The sequence below is a fragment of the Paenibacillus sp. 01T424 genome, assembly GCF_056398745.1.
The window spans coordinates 64,724-83,243 of sequence record NZ_JBFTPZ010000018.1 but is presented as its reverse complement, the minus strand read 5'-3'; the positions used below and the strand labels follow the sequence as shown (position 1 = coordinate 83,243).

Below are 18,520 nucleotides of genomic sequence, written 5' to 3'. Positions count from 1 at the left end.
ATTCTCAACTAGATTCTTGTAAAATTACTCTTTTACAGCACCTATTGTTAAGCCTTTCTCGAAATACTTCTGTAGAAAAGGATACAGTAATATAATCGGACCGATGGCAAGTACACAGGTCGCCATCCGTGCTCCTTCACTAGGAAGCATGCCGATAGCGGCTTCCATAGATTTAGATGCTGCTTCATTGGCTTGCAAATAGCCGATATTGTTCATTAAAGATTGCAGTAAATATTGCAATGTGTACAGCTTCGGCTTTTCGATATACAAGGCAGTGGTCGTCCAGTCATTCCAGTAGGAAATCGCTGTGAACAGACCGATAGTCGCCAGTGACGGTTTTGAAAGTGGAAGTGCAATACTGAAAAAAGTACGAATTTCACCTGAGCCGTCTATGCGTGCAGACTCGAACAAGGAACTAGGAATCGATTTGAAAAAGTTTTTCATAATGAGCACGTTGATCGCTGACACAAGGAAGACGACAATGAGAACCCAGATGGTATTCTTAAGATGCAAATATCGTGTTATTAAAATGTAGGATGGAACAAGTCCGCCATTGAACAGCACGGGAAGGTACACGAATAAAGTGAGTGCATTTCGATAGGTAACTTCAGGTCGCGTCAACGAATAGGACAGCATCGAAGTAACAAGTAAATGCAGCAGCGTACCAACAACGGTTACAAAGATCGTTACTGCGTATGCATTGGCAATCGAGCCTGCTCCGCTAAATACGTATCGATAAGCTGAAATATCAAACACTTTGGGCCAAAAATTATATCCGTCGACCATAAGCGACTTTTCAGCTGTAAACGATATCGATACAACTAATAGCAACGGAATGATACAGGCTAGTGCTGATACAATGAATATGAGATGAATCACGATCTTTGACACGTGAAAGTTTCTTGCTAAAATGAAAATCCCTCCCTTTCTCTACGCTGATCGATTAAAATAAGGCGCTGTCGGGGTCTGTTTTTTTAATAATATAGTTAGAAATCAGGACAAGAACGAGACCAATCACTGCCTGATATAGACCAATTGCAGACGACATGCCATAGTCGTTCAGCTTTTTCAGAGAGCGGAATACAAGGGTGTCTATAACATCTGTTGCACCATATAGTGCTCCTGAATCATTGGAAAGGGTATAGAATCCATTCCAGTCGCCCAATCCGCCATTGAACAACTTACCTACCCATAACAACATGAGGACGATAATTATTGGTTTCAGCAGCGGCAGTGTAACATATTTGACTTGCTGCCACTTCGAAGCGCCATCCAATTGAGCAGCTTCATAATAGTCCGTATTAATCCCCGCGATCGCTGCTACATACAATACCGAATAGTAACCGATATTCTTCCACAGATAGGCTAAGGGAAGAATATAGTGCCAATGTGAAGGCTCACTGTACCAGTAAATAGCTTCTCCACCTTTTGATTCGATAACATTGTTGACAATACCTCGGTCTACACTAAGCATACCGAACACAATATACTGAACTACAATCCATGAAAGGAAAACTGGCAGCAATAAAGCACCTTTATAGGTGGCTGAGAGCTTTTTATTTTTCACTTCGCTCAATAGAATGGCCAATATTAGTGCACCGAGCGTAACGGTAACCATCTCTATGATATTGTAGAAAAGTGTATTGAACGTAACAATTCTCGCTGTTTCGGATTTAAAGAAAAATTCGAAGTTTTTGAACAGCGGATCCATCCATGCGCTTCCGAATATACCATCGCGTGCATTGTAATCTTTGAAGGCGATTATGACACCGCCCATTGGGATATAACACATGATTGCAATGAATAGTAGACCAGGTGACATCATTAAATAGAAAGGAAACTGTTTACGTACGCTGCGCAATGTTCTGTTATGAATTGGTCTTGTAGTTAGTTTCATTGAGTTCACCCCCTTCCTTGCAATTAATCTTTTACTTCCCTCATTGTATTTAGTGGTACTTTTATCCACAACAATCAAAACCATCATTCTCTTAGTTTTTCGACAGATGGCATCTCTAAAAAATAATGAAATCTACAAAGAGCTTTAATCGTTGTGATGCTAAATGGATACTTATGCTATTATGATGATAATTGTAAATACATAGAAAATCGAAGTCGTATGAACTGGGGGATCACAATGAAGCTACCGAGGATATTGGAAAAAAACAGTACGAGCTTTTTTCGCAAATCATTCTTCTCCTTTCTGATTATTACGATCCTCATCACTGTATTGCTTACTGTTTTCTTGACCATTACTTATTTACGCACGAGTATCTCGATGATTAACCGCTTCAATCATGAGCTGATTGAACATTACAATTACAGTATTACCTACCTAGATGAGACTGCAAAAAAATTAGGAAATGCACTGTACAGCGATAAAGATATCATCCAATTTATTAATATGAAGAAAAATGATGAGATCGTGGCGATTTTAGCAAGCAAGGTCATTGACAAGCACTTTCTGACACTAAAAGATATCGATAGCGTTTATCTTTACAATGCGGGGGCGGATTTGTTTTATTCTTCAAGGAGCGGTGAACGCCAATCAGCCTCTACCTTCTCAGATCAAGCGATTGTAGCGCTGCTAACCGATAAAAATTTTATAGCGGAGTATCGTGGTCGGCCTATTGTGACATCTGTAGAAGAAGCAACGCAATCGGCCGATACATGTTCCTATATCTTATTTGAACCGGGGGAGACATTATCGGGCTTGAAAAATGCTATTGTCGTCAACATTCGCACGAAAGCGCTTACGGAATCTATTCAAGCGATCAATGGCAATGACCCTGAAACGAAATCTTCTTTTTTAGTCGTTGATTCAAACGGCTCTATTCTAAGTAAGACGCTCACACCGGAGTTTGAGCATAATATGAGTGAAGTAGGCGGATTAAGCCAGCAAGTAAATGAACTTGTTGGAAGCAATAATCAGATACGAGAAATTGGGGGTATCAGCTATTTGGTATCCAGCAGTAAAAGCAACGCAAACAATTGGTACATTATGGGCCTTACTCCTGTAAAAGAAACGTTTAAGGATGTAATTCAAGCATCAATGGTGTCTGCGGGTATCGTAGTTGTTGTATTTATCATTTGCGCAATAATTTGTCTGTACTTGGCTCGCAGACTGAATCATCCGATTCAAACGATTACGAAAATTATTAACGGCGAAGCTTCTGAGAAAAACGATGTAGTCATTTCGAGAATGGAAGAATTTCAATTTATTTTGTCTGTATTCGAGTCTATGAAGGAGAGAAATCAACAGCTTGATAAAATAATCCATGAAGCAGGCTATGCGGTCAAACAAGACTTTCTTAATGCACTATTAAGTGATAGTACTACACACTCTATAGACCAAGTGCAGGAGAAACTACATGACATCAAACTGGATTATATCGCCACCAGTCAGTTGTGCATGTGTCTCATTAAAATCGATAATTACAGCCAATTTGTATCTGTGAATAGCCAGAAGGAACGATGGGCACTACGCTATGCTATTGTGAATATTGCAACAGAACTGGCAGCGGACTATGGTGTGTGCGAAATTTTCAGCAGTGAGCCCGATAAATTCGTAGTGATTATGGATTGTTCCACAGTAACCCAATATAAAGTGCTGCAGGAGAAAATAGAGCGTTACTTGCTCGAGGTACACAGTAATACACTTAAGTATCTTCGTATTTCTTTATCTATGGCGTACAGCACGATGTTTCAGGGGATTGAGCATTTACCTAGCATGTACAATAATATGAAGGGCTCCATTCTGTTGAAGATGCGCTACGGACATGGTTGTATTATTACTCCTTACATGATGGATGAAATCAACACAGATAATTTTCATATACCCGTCAAGAAAGAAGAGCAGTTGGTTGAGAAAGTACTCGAGGGCAATTATGAATCTGCTGCCGTAATCTATCAAAGTATTAGTCCAAAGTTATATCAATACACTTACGACGAAATTTTGTATTGCATTGTTCATTTGATTTACAGTGTTTACTCCAGTGTGCTAAGCAAGATGCCTGCAGTAAAGGATAGTCAGGATTTAACACTACAAAAGTTTTTGCGCGGGATTCAAAATGCAGAAGTGAGTACAGATATGGACAGCGTAATGGATTCATTTTTACAGAAGCTGTGTAATAAAGTGGAGGTTCTCAGGAACACTTCCAATAGTAATGATCATCTGATCCAACGTATTGTCGCAATTGTCGAGCAAGAATATTCCAACACAGAATTATGCCTGAGCTCTATCGCCGAAAAATTACGGTTATCATCTAACTATGTCGGCCATATATTCAAAACTGCACATGGGCAGTCTATTGCGCAGTATATTTTCGACACGCGAATGCAAAAACTGGACGAATATATGCGCAATACGCAGCTTCCTTTAACATCCATTATTGAAAAGGTGGGACTAGAGAGAAATAATTATTTTTACACGCGATTTAAAAAGCATTTTGGCATGTCTTTGAGTGATTACAGACTGCAGCTTGGGCAAGAGATAGATCATGAAAATGATATGCCATTTCAATATTAGTATCGTTCTGAAGAGCCTGATTCCATTGCGGATATTGGGCTTTTTTTTATTAACTTGAAAGTTATCAGATTGAATTCAGAGAAATGATATTAAATAGTAGTCGATTTGTATTACTTTTCGAAGAAATACAAACTTTTTATTATTTTCAAAATGGACGAACCTATTTAAGCTGATATTAACTAACAATAGAGATGGAGTGGAGCACAGGAATGAAAAAAATTACTGCTGTATTAATTGGAGCTGGACAAAGAGGGGGAGGTGCTTACGCTCCATATGCCTTGCAACATCCAGACGACATTCAATTCGTTGCCGTTGCGGATATCGATCCTGAGCGAATAGAGCGATTCCAAAAAGACCATGGTGTTCTGAATGAGAATTGTTACTCGAACTGGGAGGATCTGCTTGCAGGGCCGAAGCTAGCCGATGCGATTCTCATCTGTACTCAGGATAAAATGCACTATGAGCCTGCGCTGAAAGCATTGGAGAAAGGGTACCATGTGCTAATGGAAAAGCCGATGTCACCCGATCCAAGAGAATGTATTGTCATGGGGGAATATGCTGAGAAATATAATCGGGTATTTTCGATATGTCATGTACTTAGGTATACGGACTTTTTTTCAACAATCAAGCAGATTATTACGGAGGGAAAAATCGGCAAACTCGTTTCAATTCAACATACTGAAAATGTAGAACATCGTCACCAAGCACATAGCTTTGTAAGAGGTAACTGGAGTGATTCAGAGGTTTCGAGTCCAATGATTCTGGCAAAAAGCTGCCATGACATGGATATATTACAATGGCTTGTTGATGCAGATTGTACTAAGGTTTCATCTTTCGGCTCATTAACTCATTTCCGCAAAGAAAGTGCGCCGGAAGGCGCGCCTAAGTACTGTTTGGACGGTTGCCCGGTACAGGACAGCTGCCCTTATTATGCACCTAAAATGTATATTGAACGAGATGATTGGGTGGGTGAAGTGCTTCGCACGGTTGTTAGCAACGATACAAGTGATGAGGGAGTGCTTCGAGCACTGAAAAATGGGCCATATGGAAGATGCGTGTATCATTGCGATAACAATGTGGTCGATCATCAGGTAGTGAACATGGAATTTGCAAATGAAGTGACGGTTGCGTTCACAATGAGCGCATTTACTTATGAAGGCGGACGCTCGGTGAAGCTAATGGGCACTCATGGTCAGATCAGAGGCGATATGGAGAAGAATGTAATTGAAGTGACGAGCTTCGTTACTCGGGAGACGGAGACTATCACTTTGGATACGGACTTGGCAGGTCATGGCGGCGGTGATACAGGTATAATGAGCGATTTTGTACGTCTTGTTCGAAGTGATGGGAAGGAAGAAGGGCTTACAGGTGCAGGTGTCTCTGTAAAGAGCCATCTGATTGCTTTCGCCGCTGAAAAATCACGTTTGGAAAGCCGAGTTATTTTGATGGAAGATTATATCAATGAGTTAAAGAATAATAAATGATTATACCCTGATGAGAAGAATAATTAGGCAGTCAACAATAACAAGCTTTCAATGAAGTACTTTGTTTTTTGTTGCTACGAATGCATAGATTTTGTTGTTTTCTCCGATTTTTATAGTTTAGTTATGTAGGATTATCAACATATACTGATAGTAGTAAACGGTGAGAGAGTGGTCAAACATTAATAGGCTACTCTCGCACTCTTATCTTTGTTTACCGAAGGGATGGTTCAATGATGATCCGTAAATTACTTTTATGCAGCTTGGCATTATTTCTGTGTATATCCTGCTTGCCTCCGAGAACTACGTTTGCTGCGAATGATCAAGCATTTTCGCTATCCATCGAAGATACCGGTTCAAAGGCGAACCAAACCTTTCAAGTCAAAGTGAATGGAACAAATGTTATCGATTTGTACGCCTACGAAATTAATCTAACTTACGATTCGAAACGACTGCAGTTTGTGAGCGCGGACTTTGGAAAAGAAGGGTTCGGAGTAAGTCCGATTTTGAAAGAGAATACGATTCAGTTAGCGCATACACAAATAGGAAACACAGCAGGCAAGAAGGGGAATGTGACTCTGGCTACACTAACCTTTAAGGCAATTACTGCGGGATCGGCCGAAATTACACTTTCAAGTATGAAGCTCGTGGATTCCGAGTTAGAGTCGAAGGTTGTTTCAAGCCTTGGCAGTGTGAAAGTTGATGTGAAAAGCGACGGTTCTTCTGGCAGCGGATTAACTGACATTTCTAGTCACTGGGCGAAATTGTCTATCGAAGAAGCAGTTAAGTTAGGATTCATCACGGGGTATACTGATGGTACATTCCGACCGAATGCACAAACAACACGAAGTGAATTCGCAGTCATGTTGAGCCGTGCATTGAAACTGGAAGGCGTAGAAAAGGAGCTGCCTTTCAGAGATCTTAATAAGATTCCGGCTTGGGCTAGACCTTCCATTTCACGAACGATAGAAGCAGGAATTTTGAAGGGCTATGATGATAATACCTTCCGTCCGACACGTAATATTACCCGCACGGAAATGACGATAATGATCGTTCGTGCACTGGGGCTCAAGGTCGATCCGAACGCGAAGTTATCTTTTGCTGATGCAGACAAGGTAGCTGAGTGGGCAAGACCCTCTGTGGCCGCAGCGTATGAAGCGAAGCTCATTAAGGGGCGCGGGAAGAATCTCTTCGCACCGAATGAGAACGCCACGAGAGCGGAAGCGGTGGTCATGATCTTAGGGATGTTGGAACATAAATAATACGGCGAATTAATAGTGAAATGGTGAAGGATTAATTCAGGGCCAAAGCGGTCGGATCTTGAAGTTGTTGCTAGATTGATACTGGGTTAACTAAGAAGAGGGGGAGGCAAAAAAGCCTTCCCTTCTTTTTTATCGAAGAAGCCAATGATCAAAATCTCCGTTTTTTTATCAAAATGTCCACATAGTGCAAAATTAAGTCTCGTTTGTTCAAAGACTAATTTAGTTTGGGAGTTTATCATATCAGACAACACTATCATTTGTTGATTCGCGGGCGGGTAGAAGCTGATCTTAAATCAAATGATGAGCCAATTCATGATAGCGTTTGCTAACAAAAAAGTTAATCACTCAACTAAGGAAAAGAGGATTTAAATATGATCACAAACAAAACACCGCAATTAGGAAATACCGCACGCAGCTATGATCTTGTTCAAGGCTGGGCACAGCTTCCTGCTCACTTGGAGTTTGGCTATACACATGGAATCGTCGTAGATCAACAGGATAATGTCTATGTCTTTCATACAGGAAAACCCTCCATTTTCAAATTTGATCAGAACGGGGAGTTTCAAGCGGCTTGGGGCGAAGAGTTCGAGGGTGGCGCACACGGATTTTATCTTCATAAGGAGCAAAATAGCGAATACCTTTATATCACAGACACAGCTCGCGGTAATGTTGTGAAAATGGATTTGAGCGGAAAGCACTTATTGACATTGGGAACACCTGATCGTCCTGATATTTATAACGAGGAGCTTAAATATGTCCCTACAGATGTAGCCGTTTCGGCAAATGGTGATATTTATGTATCCGATGGTTATGGACAAAGCTGGATTCATCAATATACAGCAGCAGGAGAATCTATCCGTTCGTGGGGTGGGAAAGGTACGGAACTAGGACAATTGAATTGCCCGCATGGTATTTCGATTGATATTCGCAGTGGGATAGAAGAAGTTTATGTAGCTGATCGTGGCAATCATCGGATTCAAGTCTTCACTCTACAGGGCGATTTCAAAAGAGTCATCGTCGATGACATGGATCAGCCCTGCAGCTTCTATTATCACGGGGACGATCTCTTCTTCCCAGACTTAAACAGTCGGATTACGATCTTCGACAAAAATGATCGGTTGATCTGTCATTTAGGTGAAGATCAGCAGGCTTACAAACAAGCAGGCTGGCCGAATTTGCCTAAGTCTTACTACAGGGATAATAAATTTAGTTCACCACATGGTATTTGCGTTGATTCCAAAGGTTCTGTCTATGTTGCGGAATGGATTTTCGATGGACGTATAACTAAGCTTACACTTGCATAATTTCGTGGTAAAGAATCTTCATTATTTAGGCATACAGGCTGAAAAAGCATCTAAACTGTAATTAAATAATCTAGTAAATGGAGATGAGAACATGTCTGGAAATAAAGCAATTGTTTATAGTAAACCAGGAAGTGTTGAGGTACGAGACACCGCTTATCCAGACTTGGTATTGAAGGATGGACCGGGTGTCAATCCATTGAATGTAGGACGTAAATGTGAGCATGGGGTTATTCTGAAAGTGATTACAACGAATATTTGCGGAAGCGACCAGCACATGGTTAGAGGAAGGACAACGGCTCCATCTGGTCTTATCTTAGGCCATGAGATAACAGGTGAAGTTATTGAAGTGGGCCGTGATGTCGAGTTTATCAAAAAGGGTGACTTGGTCTCCGTTCCTTTTAATATTGCTTGTGGACGTTGTCGCAGTTGTAAAGAACGTAATACAAATATATGTTTAAATGTCAATCCAGACCGTCCTGGTTCTGCTTATGGTTATGTGGATATGGGCGGATGGGTGGGCGGGCAATCCGAATATGTCATGGTTCCCTATGCAGACTTTCAGTTATTGAAGTTCCCAGATAAAGAGAAAGCAATGGAAAAAATTCTGGATTTAACGATGCTCTCCGATATTTTCCCAACAGGTTACCATGGTGCGGTTAGTGCTGGGGTTCGCCCGGGTTCAACGGTATATGTTGCCGGTGCAGGTCCGGTAGGTCTTGCTGCAGCGCATTCTGCTCAATTGCTAGGGGCAGCGGTTGTTATCGTCGGCGATTTGAATGCAGAGCGTCTTGCCCAAGCGAAAAGCTTTGGTTGTGAGACGATTAATCTTCGTGAGAATGGTGATTTGGCTGGACAAATTGATCAAATTTTGGGATCTCCTGAAGTAGATTCGGCGATAGATTGTGTTGGTTTTGAAGCGCATGGGCATGGGGAGGGGCATGGCGAAGCGCCAGCAACGGTATTGAACTCCATTATGGAAGTTACTCGTGCAGGCGGCAGCTTAGGAATTCCGGGACTTTATGTAACAGGGGATCCAGGTGCTGTGGATGAGGATTCGAAAATTGGAACATTGAAAATTCGTTTTGGTCTCGGTTGGGCGAAGTCCCACACGTTTGTGACAGGCCAAACGCCAGTTATGAAATACAACAGAGAATTAATGATGGCGATCATGAGCGGACGTGCACAAATTGCTAAAGCCGTGAATGCCACGCTTATATCATTAAATGACGCTCCAAAAGCTTATCAAGATTTTGATCGCGGCGTTTCCCGGAAATTTGTTATAGATCCCCATGGCGTCGTTAAATAATATAGTTTTTATCCAGATTGGGAGTATGTCGAAGAAGCTTAGGTTGAACAAGTAGATGCTGTAACTCCAATATTTCGATAGGAACTTCTTGCACGCTCCGCTTGGGGACGGGTGCAAGGAGTTCTTTTCCTTTTTCTCCCCCCTTATTCCCTTTGTGTCCACTGCGAACGTGATCGGATAAATGCGAGGCATCTAGTTCTCCTCCTGATTGTAGTGTTCCTCTTGTCAGTACAGTACTGAATCGCTTAGCACTGAAGAACAATATTTTTCTTCCAGTTATTGACGCATTTCCGATTGAGTGATAATATCTAGCTAAAGTTAAAAGCTTTAAACTTTCGAGGTGCTTGCAGTGGATTGAATAACAACTTGAAAAAACAAACCATTATTAGGACTTAATCATCAAACAGTTAGTCGCTCGATATGTGATCTCACGTTTTTAACATTTTTTTTAGCCTGAAAGTTAAATGCTTTAAACTTTTAACGAAAAAGGTGGAGATGTTAGGGTGATTAAAACTAAAGGTTTGAAATTGCTGGTATTTGTGTTATTTGTCAGTGTCCTATTTCCTACTCATTCATTGGGAGTTCAGGCAAGCCAACAAGCACCGTTCGGAACCGAGATCATTGTGCGGACCGTTAACCAATTTAGAAATGTCGCTGACGTAACGGCATTCATTCAAAAAGCTGTTCAGTACAATGTCGATATTATTAGCATGAACGTAAAGCAGGATGAAGACGATGAGGTGCCTTCTGGTCATGTATTCTATGACAGTGCGATTGCCCCGATTGCCGCCGGTTATGAGAATTTCGACGCGCTTTCGCATGTGATTACACAGGCGCATCAGTATGGTATCAAGGTTCGTGCATGGATTCCCCAGTTCCATGATCAGGCAGCATTTGTTAAGGATCCAAGCTGGCAAATGCACGCTTTCGTTGACGGTAATGTAGTCCCTTTTACAGGCTCGAATGGCAGTGAATATTTCGTCAACCCGATCCATCCCGATGTTCAAGCCTATCAGCGCTCGATAATTGAAGAGGTTGTAAGCAACTATGATATAGATGGCGTGGTACTCGATTGGTTGAGATTTGACGATTACAACATGGATGTAAGCAGCTACACGGTTAACCTATACGAGAGTATTTACGGATATTCTCCGCTCGATATTAACTTTAATGTGGATTCTAATCGCAGGAATGAATGGAATGAATGGAGAACGGATCAAATCGGCGGCTATGTGCAGGACGTTCGTGAAGACATCGATCAGATAAAAGCAGATATGGAGCTCGGTGTTTATATTTTGCCGCCGGAATTCACAGAGGTTGGTCAGAATGTTGCGAAGTTCAAGGATGCGATTGATTTTGTTGCACCAATGGCTTATTTTGATGATTGGGAATTTGACACGGAATGGGTCTATGGCGCCAATGGGATTTTGTCAGATACATCGTCGCTTGCTGGCTCTGGAGTAACGATTGTTCCAACACTGGATAACGATTGGACAGTGAATGAATATCAGGAGGTATATGGCGGTATTAGAGATCACTTTCCACAAGTGACTCATCTCTCCTTCTTCTCCTATGGAGCTTGGGATGAGAACGTGCTAAGCGATATTAATTCGCGAAGGACCTGGCCTGTGGCACAAGACTATGCAGCGAATATTCCAACGGAATGGAAGGCAAGAAATATTGGCTTTAAGCCAGGTAGTGCTAGCTATAGCGGCGGGGTCTTCACATTGTCAGGCAACTCATCGGATATATGGGGCAATGAGGATCAATTAAACTACATCTATCAATCTCTGCAAGGGGATGGAGCGATTGTTGCCCTTGTTGCAGGAATGAATAATATGGATGGTTGGGCGAAAGCGGGCTTAATGATCCGTGAATCGCTTGCTGTGGATGCTAAACATGCGGACATGATCGTAACTCCTGTGAATGGAGCCGCATTTCAATACCGAGCAGCTAACCAAGGGAACACAGTCGATCATATTATAGCTGAAGCTCCTCCGTCGTGGTTAATGCTGGAGCGCAGCGGCAATCAGTTCACAGGCTCGGTATCTACAGACGGGGAAAACTGGACCGCAGTGAGCAGCGCATCAATTGCAATGGGCAGTAATGTGTATATAGGTTTGGCACTGAGCAATTCTAGCAGCTCGGCCAATAGTCAAGCCATAATCGATCATGTCTCGCTTAGCGGCGCTTTGCCTGTACTGTGGAAAACCACGGATATTAACTCGACTACAGGAGCTGCCCATTTTCAGTCAGGAACTTATACTTTATCGAGCAGAGACACTGATATATGGGGAACCGCAGACAAAATGCGATATGCTTATCTTCCGTTAACCGGTAATGGATCGATTATCGCTAAGGTTTCCAATATGACAAATATGAACGGATGGGCAAAAGCGGGAGTCATGATTCGTGAGACTTTGGGTGCCAATGCGAAGCATGTCGACATGCTTATCACCCCTAGCAATGGAGCATCATTTCAATACAGGCAGGCAGCTGGAGGCGTAACAACGGACACCGTAACTGCCGCATCCTTGCCGCGCTGGGTTAAGCTGGAGCGAATAAACAATCAATTCATTGGCTATATCTCCTCCAACGGGGTCAGCTGGACAGAGGTTGGCAGACGCACGTTGACCATGAACAGCGGAGCTTACATTGGGCTCGCTCTAAGCAATCCAGGCAGTTCTACCTCCAATCAGGCCTTGTTCAATGAGGTCAAGATTGTGCGTTAAGCAGCTATTTATAGGGTACACAACGCCTAGCATCCATCCAGGATTGACACAATGCTGGATGGATGCTAGCATCACATTGAAATTAAAAGGATTTAACTTTAATACTTACTAAAAGGAGAACAACATTACAGTGAATATACATGATGTGGCAAAAAAATCCGGTTTATCTGTTGTAACGGTTTCTCGAGTCATCAATAATGCACCGTCTGTTCGTGAAAAGAACAGGGAGAAGGTATTAAAGGCGATGGAAGAATTGAATTATCAGCCCAACTCCGCTGCCCAAAGCCTAATTCGAGGAAAGACCGGAATTATTGGCATGACCATTATGAATCTTAACGATTCTTTTTACGATAGAGTGATTAAGGCAGCCAATCGGAAATTAGCAGAGCAAGGATACTTTCTAACCTTGTCAATTTCGGAAAATGAGGGGGAAGGGGACACCAGCAATTTCTTATTTCAGAAGGACAGGGTGGATGGCATTATTGTCCTCTCCCCGATTGAAGAAGAAAGCTATATCGCCGAGTTGAAAAGAAAGAATATTCCTTTCGTTCTACTGGATAATCAAGAAGAGCATGAGGATGTATCGAGTGTGGTTGTAGACAATTATTTAGGTGGGTATGAGGCTACGAAGCACTTGATAGATCTAGGTCATACGGAGATTGCCCATATTGGGGGACCAACGCTGTTCTTGAGTGTTAAGGAGCGAAGAAGGGGGTACTTGCAAGCCTTGTCCGAAGCAGGGCTAACCCCATTTGCTATTGAGTATAGTCAGTTTACGGTAAGTGATGGTTACAAGGTAGCTAAGAAATGGATCAGAGATGACAGCCTGCCGACGGCCATATTCGCAGCAGATGACTTCATTGCACTTGGGGTTATCCATGCTCTAAGCGAAGAAGGGCTAAGTGTTCCTCATGATATTTCAGTCGTAGGTTATGATGATCAGGTGCTGGCTGCTGGGTTTTTCCCAAGATTAACGACCGTCAGGCAACCTGAAGCACAATTAGGCACTATCGGTGTTGAACTGCTCCTGAAGCATATTAACGGCACGATTCAGGAAACAACGATCACCAAGCTTACACCCCAATTATTAATTAGAGAATCAACGGCCTACTTGAGAAAAAATAACTCGATATAAATAGGAGTGACGATTTACTTGAAATATTATATGGGTATTGATGCAGGGGGAAGTAAAACCTATGCCCTCGTCGCTAATTCTGAGGGAACCATTCTGAGTGTAGGAAGAGGGGGAAACGGCAATCACCAAACAAATCGTGATCAAGCGGAAGAAAGCCTGCGTAGTGCAGTCTCAGATGCATTACGGCAAGCCCAATTAACCGTTGATCAAATCGAATTTGCTTGGTTTGGCTTAGCTGGTGCGGACAGAGAAAGCGACTATCGCATCTTAAGGCCAATCATTCAGAAGATGAATCTTCCGAATACAAATATTTCGTGTGATACAACAATAGCGCTTCGAGCAGGAACGAATCAGCCATTTGGTGTTGTTCTCATCTGTGGAACAGGGGTGAATTGCTCGGGAATGAACAGAAAAGGCGAATCCTTTCAATGCGGGGGATTCGGCTATATGTTCGGTGACTTTGGCGGAGGGCAAGATTTGAGTATAGAGGTATTCCGCAGTGTAATGCGTGCCTGGGAGGGAAGAGAGGAAGAAACGAGCTTATCGAATTTGCTGATAAATAAATTAGGGTATGAAAGCGTTGAGGCGTTAAGGGATAATTTCCTTGATTACTCCAACTATTTGCCTGTCGAAGTTGCAAAATTGTTGTTCGATGCCGTGCAGCAAGGGGATGAAGTAGCTAGGCGTATCTTGATAAAGCAGGGCGAAGAATTGGGTTTAGCGGCCGCAGCAACTATCAATCGATTAGCCATGAACGAGGAGAAATTCGATATTGTCTTGGCAGGCAGTATATTGACACGCGGCGATCAGGACGGGCTGCTGCGGAGTATTATTGAACGAAAGGTTAAGCAAGCAGCGCCGCGTTGTTCGATTACTATTTTAAATACGGAGCCGGCGGTTGGTGCTCTCATTCTAGCAATGGAGAGCAGTGGTGAGGAGGTATCACCCGATATTATGAATAACTTAAGCGAATTTAAGCTAAAAAATATTCGAAATATTCAAAATGTTCAAAAAACGATGTAAAAATAATCATAGTGAGTGGGAAATATCTGTAATCGTATCATGCCAGTTATGCTCCTTATCAGAATTGGTGCTATTGAATTTTTCGTATACTGAAAGCGGTTCCATTCCATTGTTAGAACTATTCCTATAGGAAGGATGAGTTGCTACAGCAGCAGGTAGCAGCGGTTCAAACTAGCAACTCAAGAGATATTAAATACCTATGTTATCTGATTTATTTAATCTTGGCAAAGGAGCAAAAGGCGAATGAAAATCAACTCAAAGCCAACTAGACGCAGCCTATTTATGAAACAATGGGATCTTCAAACTATGGTTTTACCCGGAATCATTTTCGTATTTGTATTCAGTTATATTCCGATGTATGGGGTGTTAATGGCTTTTCAGCAATATGACATTTTTGCAGGGATTTGGGATAGTCGGTGGGTGGGATGGACTAATTTTCGGCTATTTTTTAATGCTCCGGAATTTTTTAATGTGCTGCGCAACACGATAGCTATCAGTTTTTTAAAGCTGCTCATTTCTTTCCCAGCACCGATAATTTTGGCTCTCATGCTTAATGAGATTCGAAATATGGCGTTTAAGCGCATCATTCAAACGGTCAGTTACCTGCCTTATTTTTTATCCTGGGTCATCGTATCCGGATTCGTCGTCTCATTGTTATCGGTTGATAACGGTACAGTGAACATTCTTCTCGCAAAACTGGATCTCATAGAGCATCCCATAAATTTTCTATCCATCCCTGAGTACTTCTGGTCGATTCTAGTAAGCGTCAACGTGTGGAAGGAGGTTGGGTTTGCAAGCATTGTATACCTAGCTGCCATTGCAGGAGTAGATCCAACGCTGTATGAAGCTGCATCTATTGATGGAGCAAGCCGATTTAAGCAAATGTATTTAGTGACACTTCCATGTATAACGCCGGTTATTATCATCTTCATGATTTTGGCCATTGGCGGGATCCTTAGTGCTGGATTTGAAGATATTCTATTGCTAGCCTCCAATCCAATTCTCAGAGAATATTCAGATGTCATAGATACCTATGTTTATCGAGTAGGCATTCAAAATTCACGGTTCTCTTACGCGACAGCTGTTGGTTTGTTCAAATCTATTATTAGTGTAGTTTTACTGCTAATAGCCAATAGAGTGGCACGCAGGGCGGGAGTTAGTCTTTGGTAATTCATTTTGCAATATAAAGGGGGGAATGCAAGCATGAGGCTTAGCACGGGCGATAAAGTATTTCAGACTTTGATATATGCGAGCCTGGTCATTTTGGGAATCGTGATGTTCTATCCTTTCTGGAACTCTCTAGTTATTTCCTTTAATGAAGGAAGAGATACGGCACTTGGGGGAGTTACGATCTGGCCGAGGGCATTTACACTTGAAAATTATAATGTTGTATTCAAGGATACTCGATTGTTGAATTCCTTCTGGATTTCGGTGATGCGTACAGTGATCGGCACGATTCTGTCCGTATTCGTTACGTCGCTGCTTGCATACGGGATGTCTAAGAGAGATCTACAGCTAAGGAATTACTATATGATTTTCTTCATTGTGACGATGTTTTTCAGCGGCGGATTAATTCCGACCTTCCTGCTGGTGCGAAACCTTGGATTGATGAACACGTTCTGGGTCATGATTATTCCGGGATTGATCAGTGTGTATCATATGATCATTTTCCGTACCTTTTTCTCCGCGCTTCCCGATGGTCTGGAAGAATCAGCGAAGATCGATGGATGCAGCAATTATGGAATCTTCTTTCGAATTGTTGTGCCTATTTCGGGTCCAATTATAGCTACCATCGGATTATTTACGGCGGTGGGGCATTGGAATGATTGGTTTACCGGAGCCATTTATATTTCCAAGGATGAGCTATTGCCCATTCAGACCTTATTAAGGCAAATTATGAATTCGAATATTATGACAGAAATGTCGTCCGGCAATGCAATCGCAATGGAACATATCAACAGAAACCGAAGCATAACGACAAAGTCTCTTCTGATGGCTACGATGATGGTTGCTACTATTCCCATCATTCTGACCTACCCTTTCCTGCAGAAATATTTTGTCAAAGGGGTATTGATCGGTTCGATAAAGGGATAGTCCCAATAAAAAAAGAAGGTAGGGGAAAAAATGAATACAAGATTGAGATGGGTGTCGTTATTGATTGTCCTAATGGTTTTTCTGGCTGCTTGTTCAAACAACAACAATGGGCCGCAAGTATCGAACAACCCGGATAATTCCGGAGGAAACGACGGTCCAAAGCCGGTAACGTTTTCATTTTATGGTCATTATGATTGGTTAACGACGGCACCTTGGGCGGATAACGAAGCGACCAAATGGATTTTGGACAACAAGAAAGTTACCGTTAAGCCGATTCAATCTGGCGGCGCATCGGTGGAGAAGCTGAACACGATGATTGTCTCTGACGATTTGCCAGATGTCATATTTACTGATCGCGGTGCGACAGTCGACCGCTTGGTTCAAGCACGAAAGCTTGTGGCGCTTGATGAGTATTACGATAAGTATCCCAATTTCAAAAAGTATGTGAAGGAATCTACGCTCAATCTACTTCGTTCCGAGGATGGGAAAATCTATCAAATTCCAAATTGGTATACATCGGGAACCTTTGGGAACGGCGGATGGATGGTAAACATAGAAATTTATAATGAACTTGGCAGACCGAAGCTGGAAACATTCGATGATCTATACAATTACTTAATTAAAGTCAGAGACACGTACCCAGATGTTGTACCGCTTGAGGTTGGGGAGAAAGGCGCAGGCTTGGAATTGTTGTACGGAGGCTTCAAAGAAGGTGTAACTAGCAAATTCATCGGCATGAGGGGTTATCCGGAAGGCGACAAGCTAGTCTCGATCTATGAGGACTCTGCATTTCAGGAAACGATGAAGTATATTAGCAAGCTATTCCGAGAGAGATTGATTACCCAAGATGCTATTACACAAACCCAGGATGCAGTCAAAGAAAAAGTAAACACAGGCCGAGTGGCTGTTATGGTCGAATCGAATATTACAACTTACGGAGCAGAAGGGCATCGTGAATTGACTAAGGTTAAACCAGACGGTGGTTACGAAATTATTTGGCCGATTCATAAAGCTGGATTGGACAAAAAGAATATTTTTGTGAGTGGATTTGAAAGCTTAGGATGGAATGTCAACGTTATTACGACTGAAGCCAAAGATCCCGAAGCAATCTTCGCTTATTATGACTGGCTTACAGGACCTGAAGGACAGAAGGTTCTATTCTTCGGACCGCAAGGCCTTTATTGGGATGAGCAAAATGAGGATGGATCTCCAATTCCGAATGAAAACTATAAAAATGGGGACGTCAATAAGCGTTCGGAAACGATGAGAAAATTTGAAGATTTCAACTGGGCGGGCAACACGACCTTCATCGATAAAGCCAAGGTAAGCTTGGAGATGGCCTTGTCGGAGAAGCTAAGATCATGGGAGACGATAGCGCAAAGCTCTGTCACTTGGGAGACATCGAAGGACATTACCGAATTTGTCAATGTGGATCCGCTGCCTGATTCAGAGCTCGGCATTATCTCACAGCAAATCTCTGATATTTTCACAGTAGCCTTTGCAAATATGGTGTTTGCTAAATCTGATGATGAGGTCGCATCCATCTTAGAGAAAACATCAAATGACGCAGAAAAAGCAGGGCTGGAGCGGCTGCTCGAATTTAAAACGGAGAAATGGCAGGCAAATGTTAAGAAAATAAATGCCGAATATTGAGTGGA

Annotated in this window: 13 protein-coding genes; 11 read left to right on the top strand and 2 right to left on the bottom strand. The window is 42.2% G+C overall.

The annotated features are described in order from the left end of the window. Positions 1-24: 24 nt before the first annotated feature. On the bottom strand, positions 25-891 hold the full coding sequence (locus AC1DPK_RS15560; RefSeq protein ID WP_256710832.1) for a carbohydrate ABC transporter permease: 867 nt from the start codon (positions 889-891) through the stop codon (positions 25-27). 52 nt (positions 892-943) lie between these two features. Continuing rightward, positions 944-1,897 carry an ABC transporter permease gene (locus AC1DPK_RS15555; protein ID WP_477510891.1) on the bottom strand — a complete coding sequence of 318 codons (954 nt, stop codon included), beginning with the start codon at positions 1,895-1,897 and terminating at the stop codon, positions 944-946. 237 nt (positions 1,898-2,134) lie between these two features. Here AC1DPK_RS15555 and AC1DPK_RS15550 point away from each other — a divergent pair, with 237 nt between their 5' ends. The 11 genes from AC1DPK_RS15550 to AC1DPK_RS15500 all read left to right on the top strand — a co-directional run bounded on the left by AC1DPK_RS15550 (position 2,135) and on the right by AC1DPK_RS15500 (position 18,515). Further along, positions 2,135-4,525, top strand: coding sequence for an AraC family transcriptional regulator (locus AC1DPK_RS15550; RefSeq protein WP_477510890.1), 2,391 nt, complete (start codon positions 2,135-2,137; stop codon positions 4,523-4,525). 209 nt (positions 4,526-4,734) lie between these two features. Beyond that, positions 4,735-6,009: a Gfo/Idh/MocA family protein gene (locus AC1DPK_RS15545; protein WP_441882608.1), complete on the top strand. Its 1,275-nt coding sequence runs from the start codon at positions 4,735-4,737 to the stop codon at positions 6,007-6,009. 230 nt (positions 6,010-6,239) lie between these two features. Beyond that, on the top strand, positions 6,240-7,268 hold the full coding sequence (locus AC1DPK_RS15540; protein WP_477510889.1) for an S-layer homology domain-containing protein: 1,029 nt from the start codon (positions 6,240-6,242) through the stop codon (positions 7,266-7,268). A 371-nt stretch (positions 7,269-7,639) separates the two neighbouring features. Next, positions 7,640-8,572, top strand: coding sequence for an NHL repeat-containing protein (locus AC1DPK_RS15535; protein ID WP_477510888.1), 933 nt, complete (start codon positions 7,640-7,642; stop codon positions 8,570-8,572). Between the two features lie 91 nt (positions 8,573-8,663). Continuing rightward, positions 8,664-9,878, top strand: coding sequence for a formaldehyde dehydrogenase, glutathione-independent (gene fdhA / locus AC1DPK_RS15530; protein ID WP_477510887.1), 1,215 nt, complete (start codon positions 8,664-8,666; stop codon positions 9,876-9,878). A gap of 503 nt (positions 9,879-10,381) precedes the next feature. Then, entirely contained in the window at positions 10,382-12,610 is a 2,229-nt protein-coding gene (locus AC1DPK_RS15525; RefSeq protein WP_477510886.1) for a family 10 glycosylhydrolase, read from the top strand. 130 nt (positions 12,611-12,740) lie between these two features. Beyond that, positions 12,741-13,745: a LacI family DNA-binding transcriptional regulator gene (locus AC1DPK_RS15520; protein ID WP_339204840.1), complete on the top strand. Its 1,005-nt coding sequence runs from the start codon at positions 12,741-12,743 to the stop codon at positions 13,743-13,745. Positions 13,746-13,763: 18 nt separating this feature from the next. Next, positions 13,764-14,768 carry an N-acetylglucosamine kinase gene (locus tag AC1DPK_RS15515; protein WP_477510885.1) on the top strand — a complete coding sequence of 335 codons (1,005 nt, stop codon included), beginning with the start codon at positions 13,764-13,766 and terminating at the stop codon, positions 14,766-14,768. Positions 14,769-15,011: 243 nt separating this feature from the next. Then, positions 15,012-15,938, top strand: coding sequence for an ABC transporter permease (locus AC1DPK_RS15510; RefSeq protein WP_477510884.1), 927 nt, complete (start codon positions 15,012-15,014; stop codon positions 15,936-15,938). A gap of 33 nt (positions 15,939-15,971) precedes the next feature. Further along, a complete protein-coding gene (locus AC1DPK_RS15505; RefSeq protein WP_339204837.1) occupies positions 15,972-16,862 on the top strand; it encodes a carbohydrate ABC transporter permease in 891 nt (296 codons plus the stop codon). A gap of 30 nt (positions 16,863-16,892) precedes the next feature. Further along, the gene (locus AC1DPK_RS15500) at positions 16,893-18,515 is read left to right on the top strand and encodes an extracellular solute-binding protein (RefSeq protein ID WP_477510883.1); all 1,623 of its coding nucleotides are present in this window, start codon (positions 16,893-16,895) and stop codon (positions 18,513-18,515) included. Positions 18,516-18,520 lie beyond the last annotated feature (5 nt).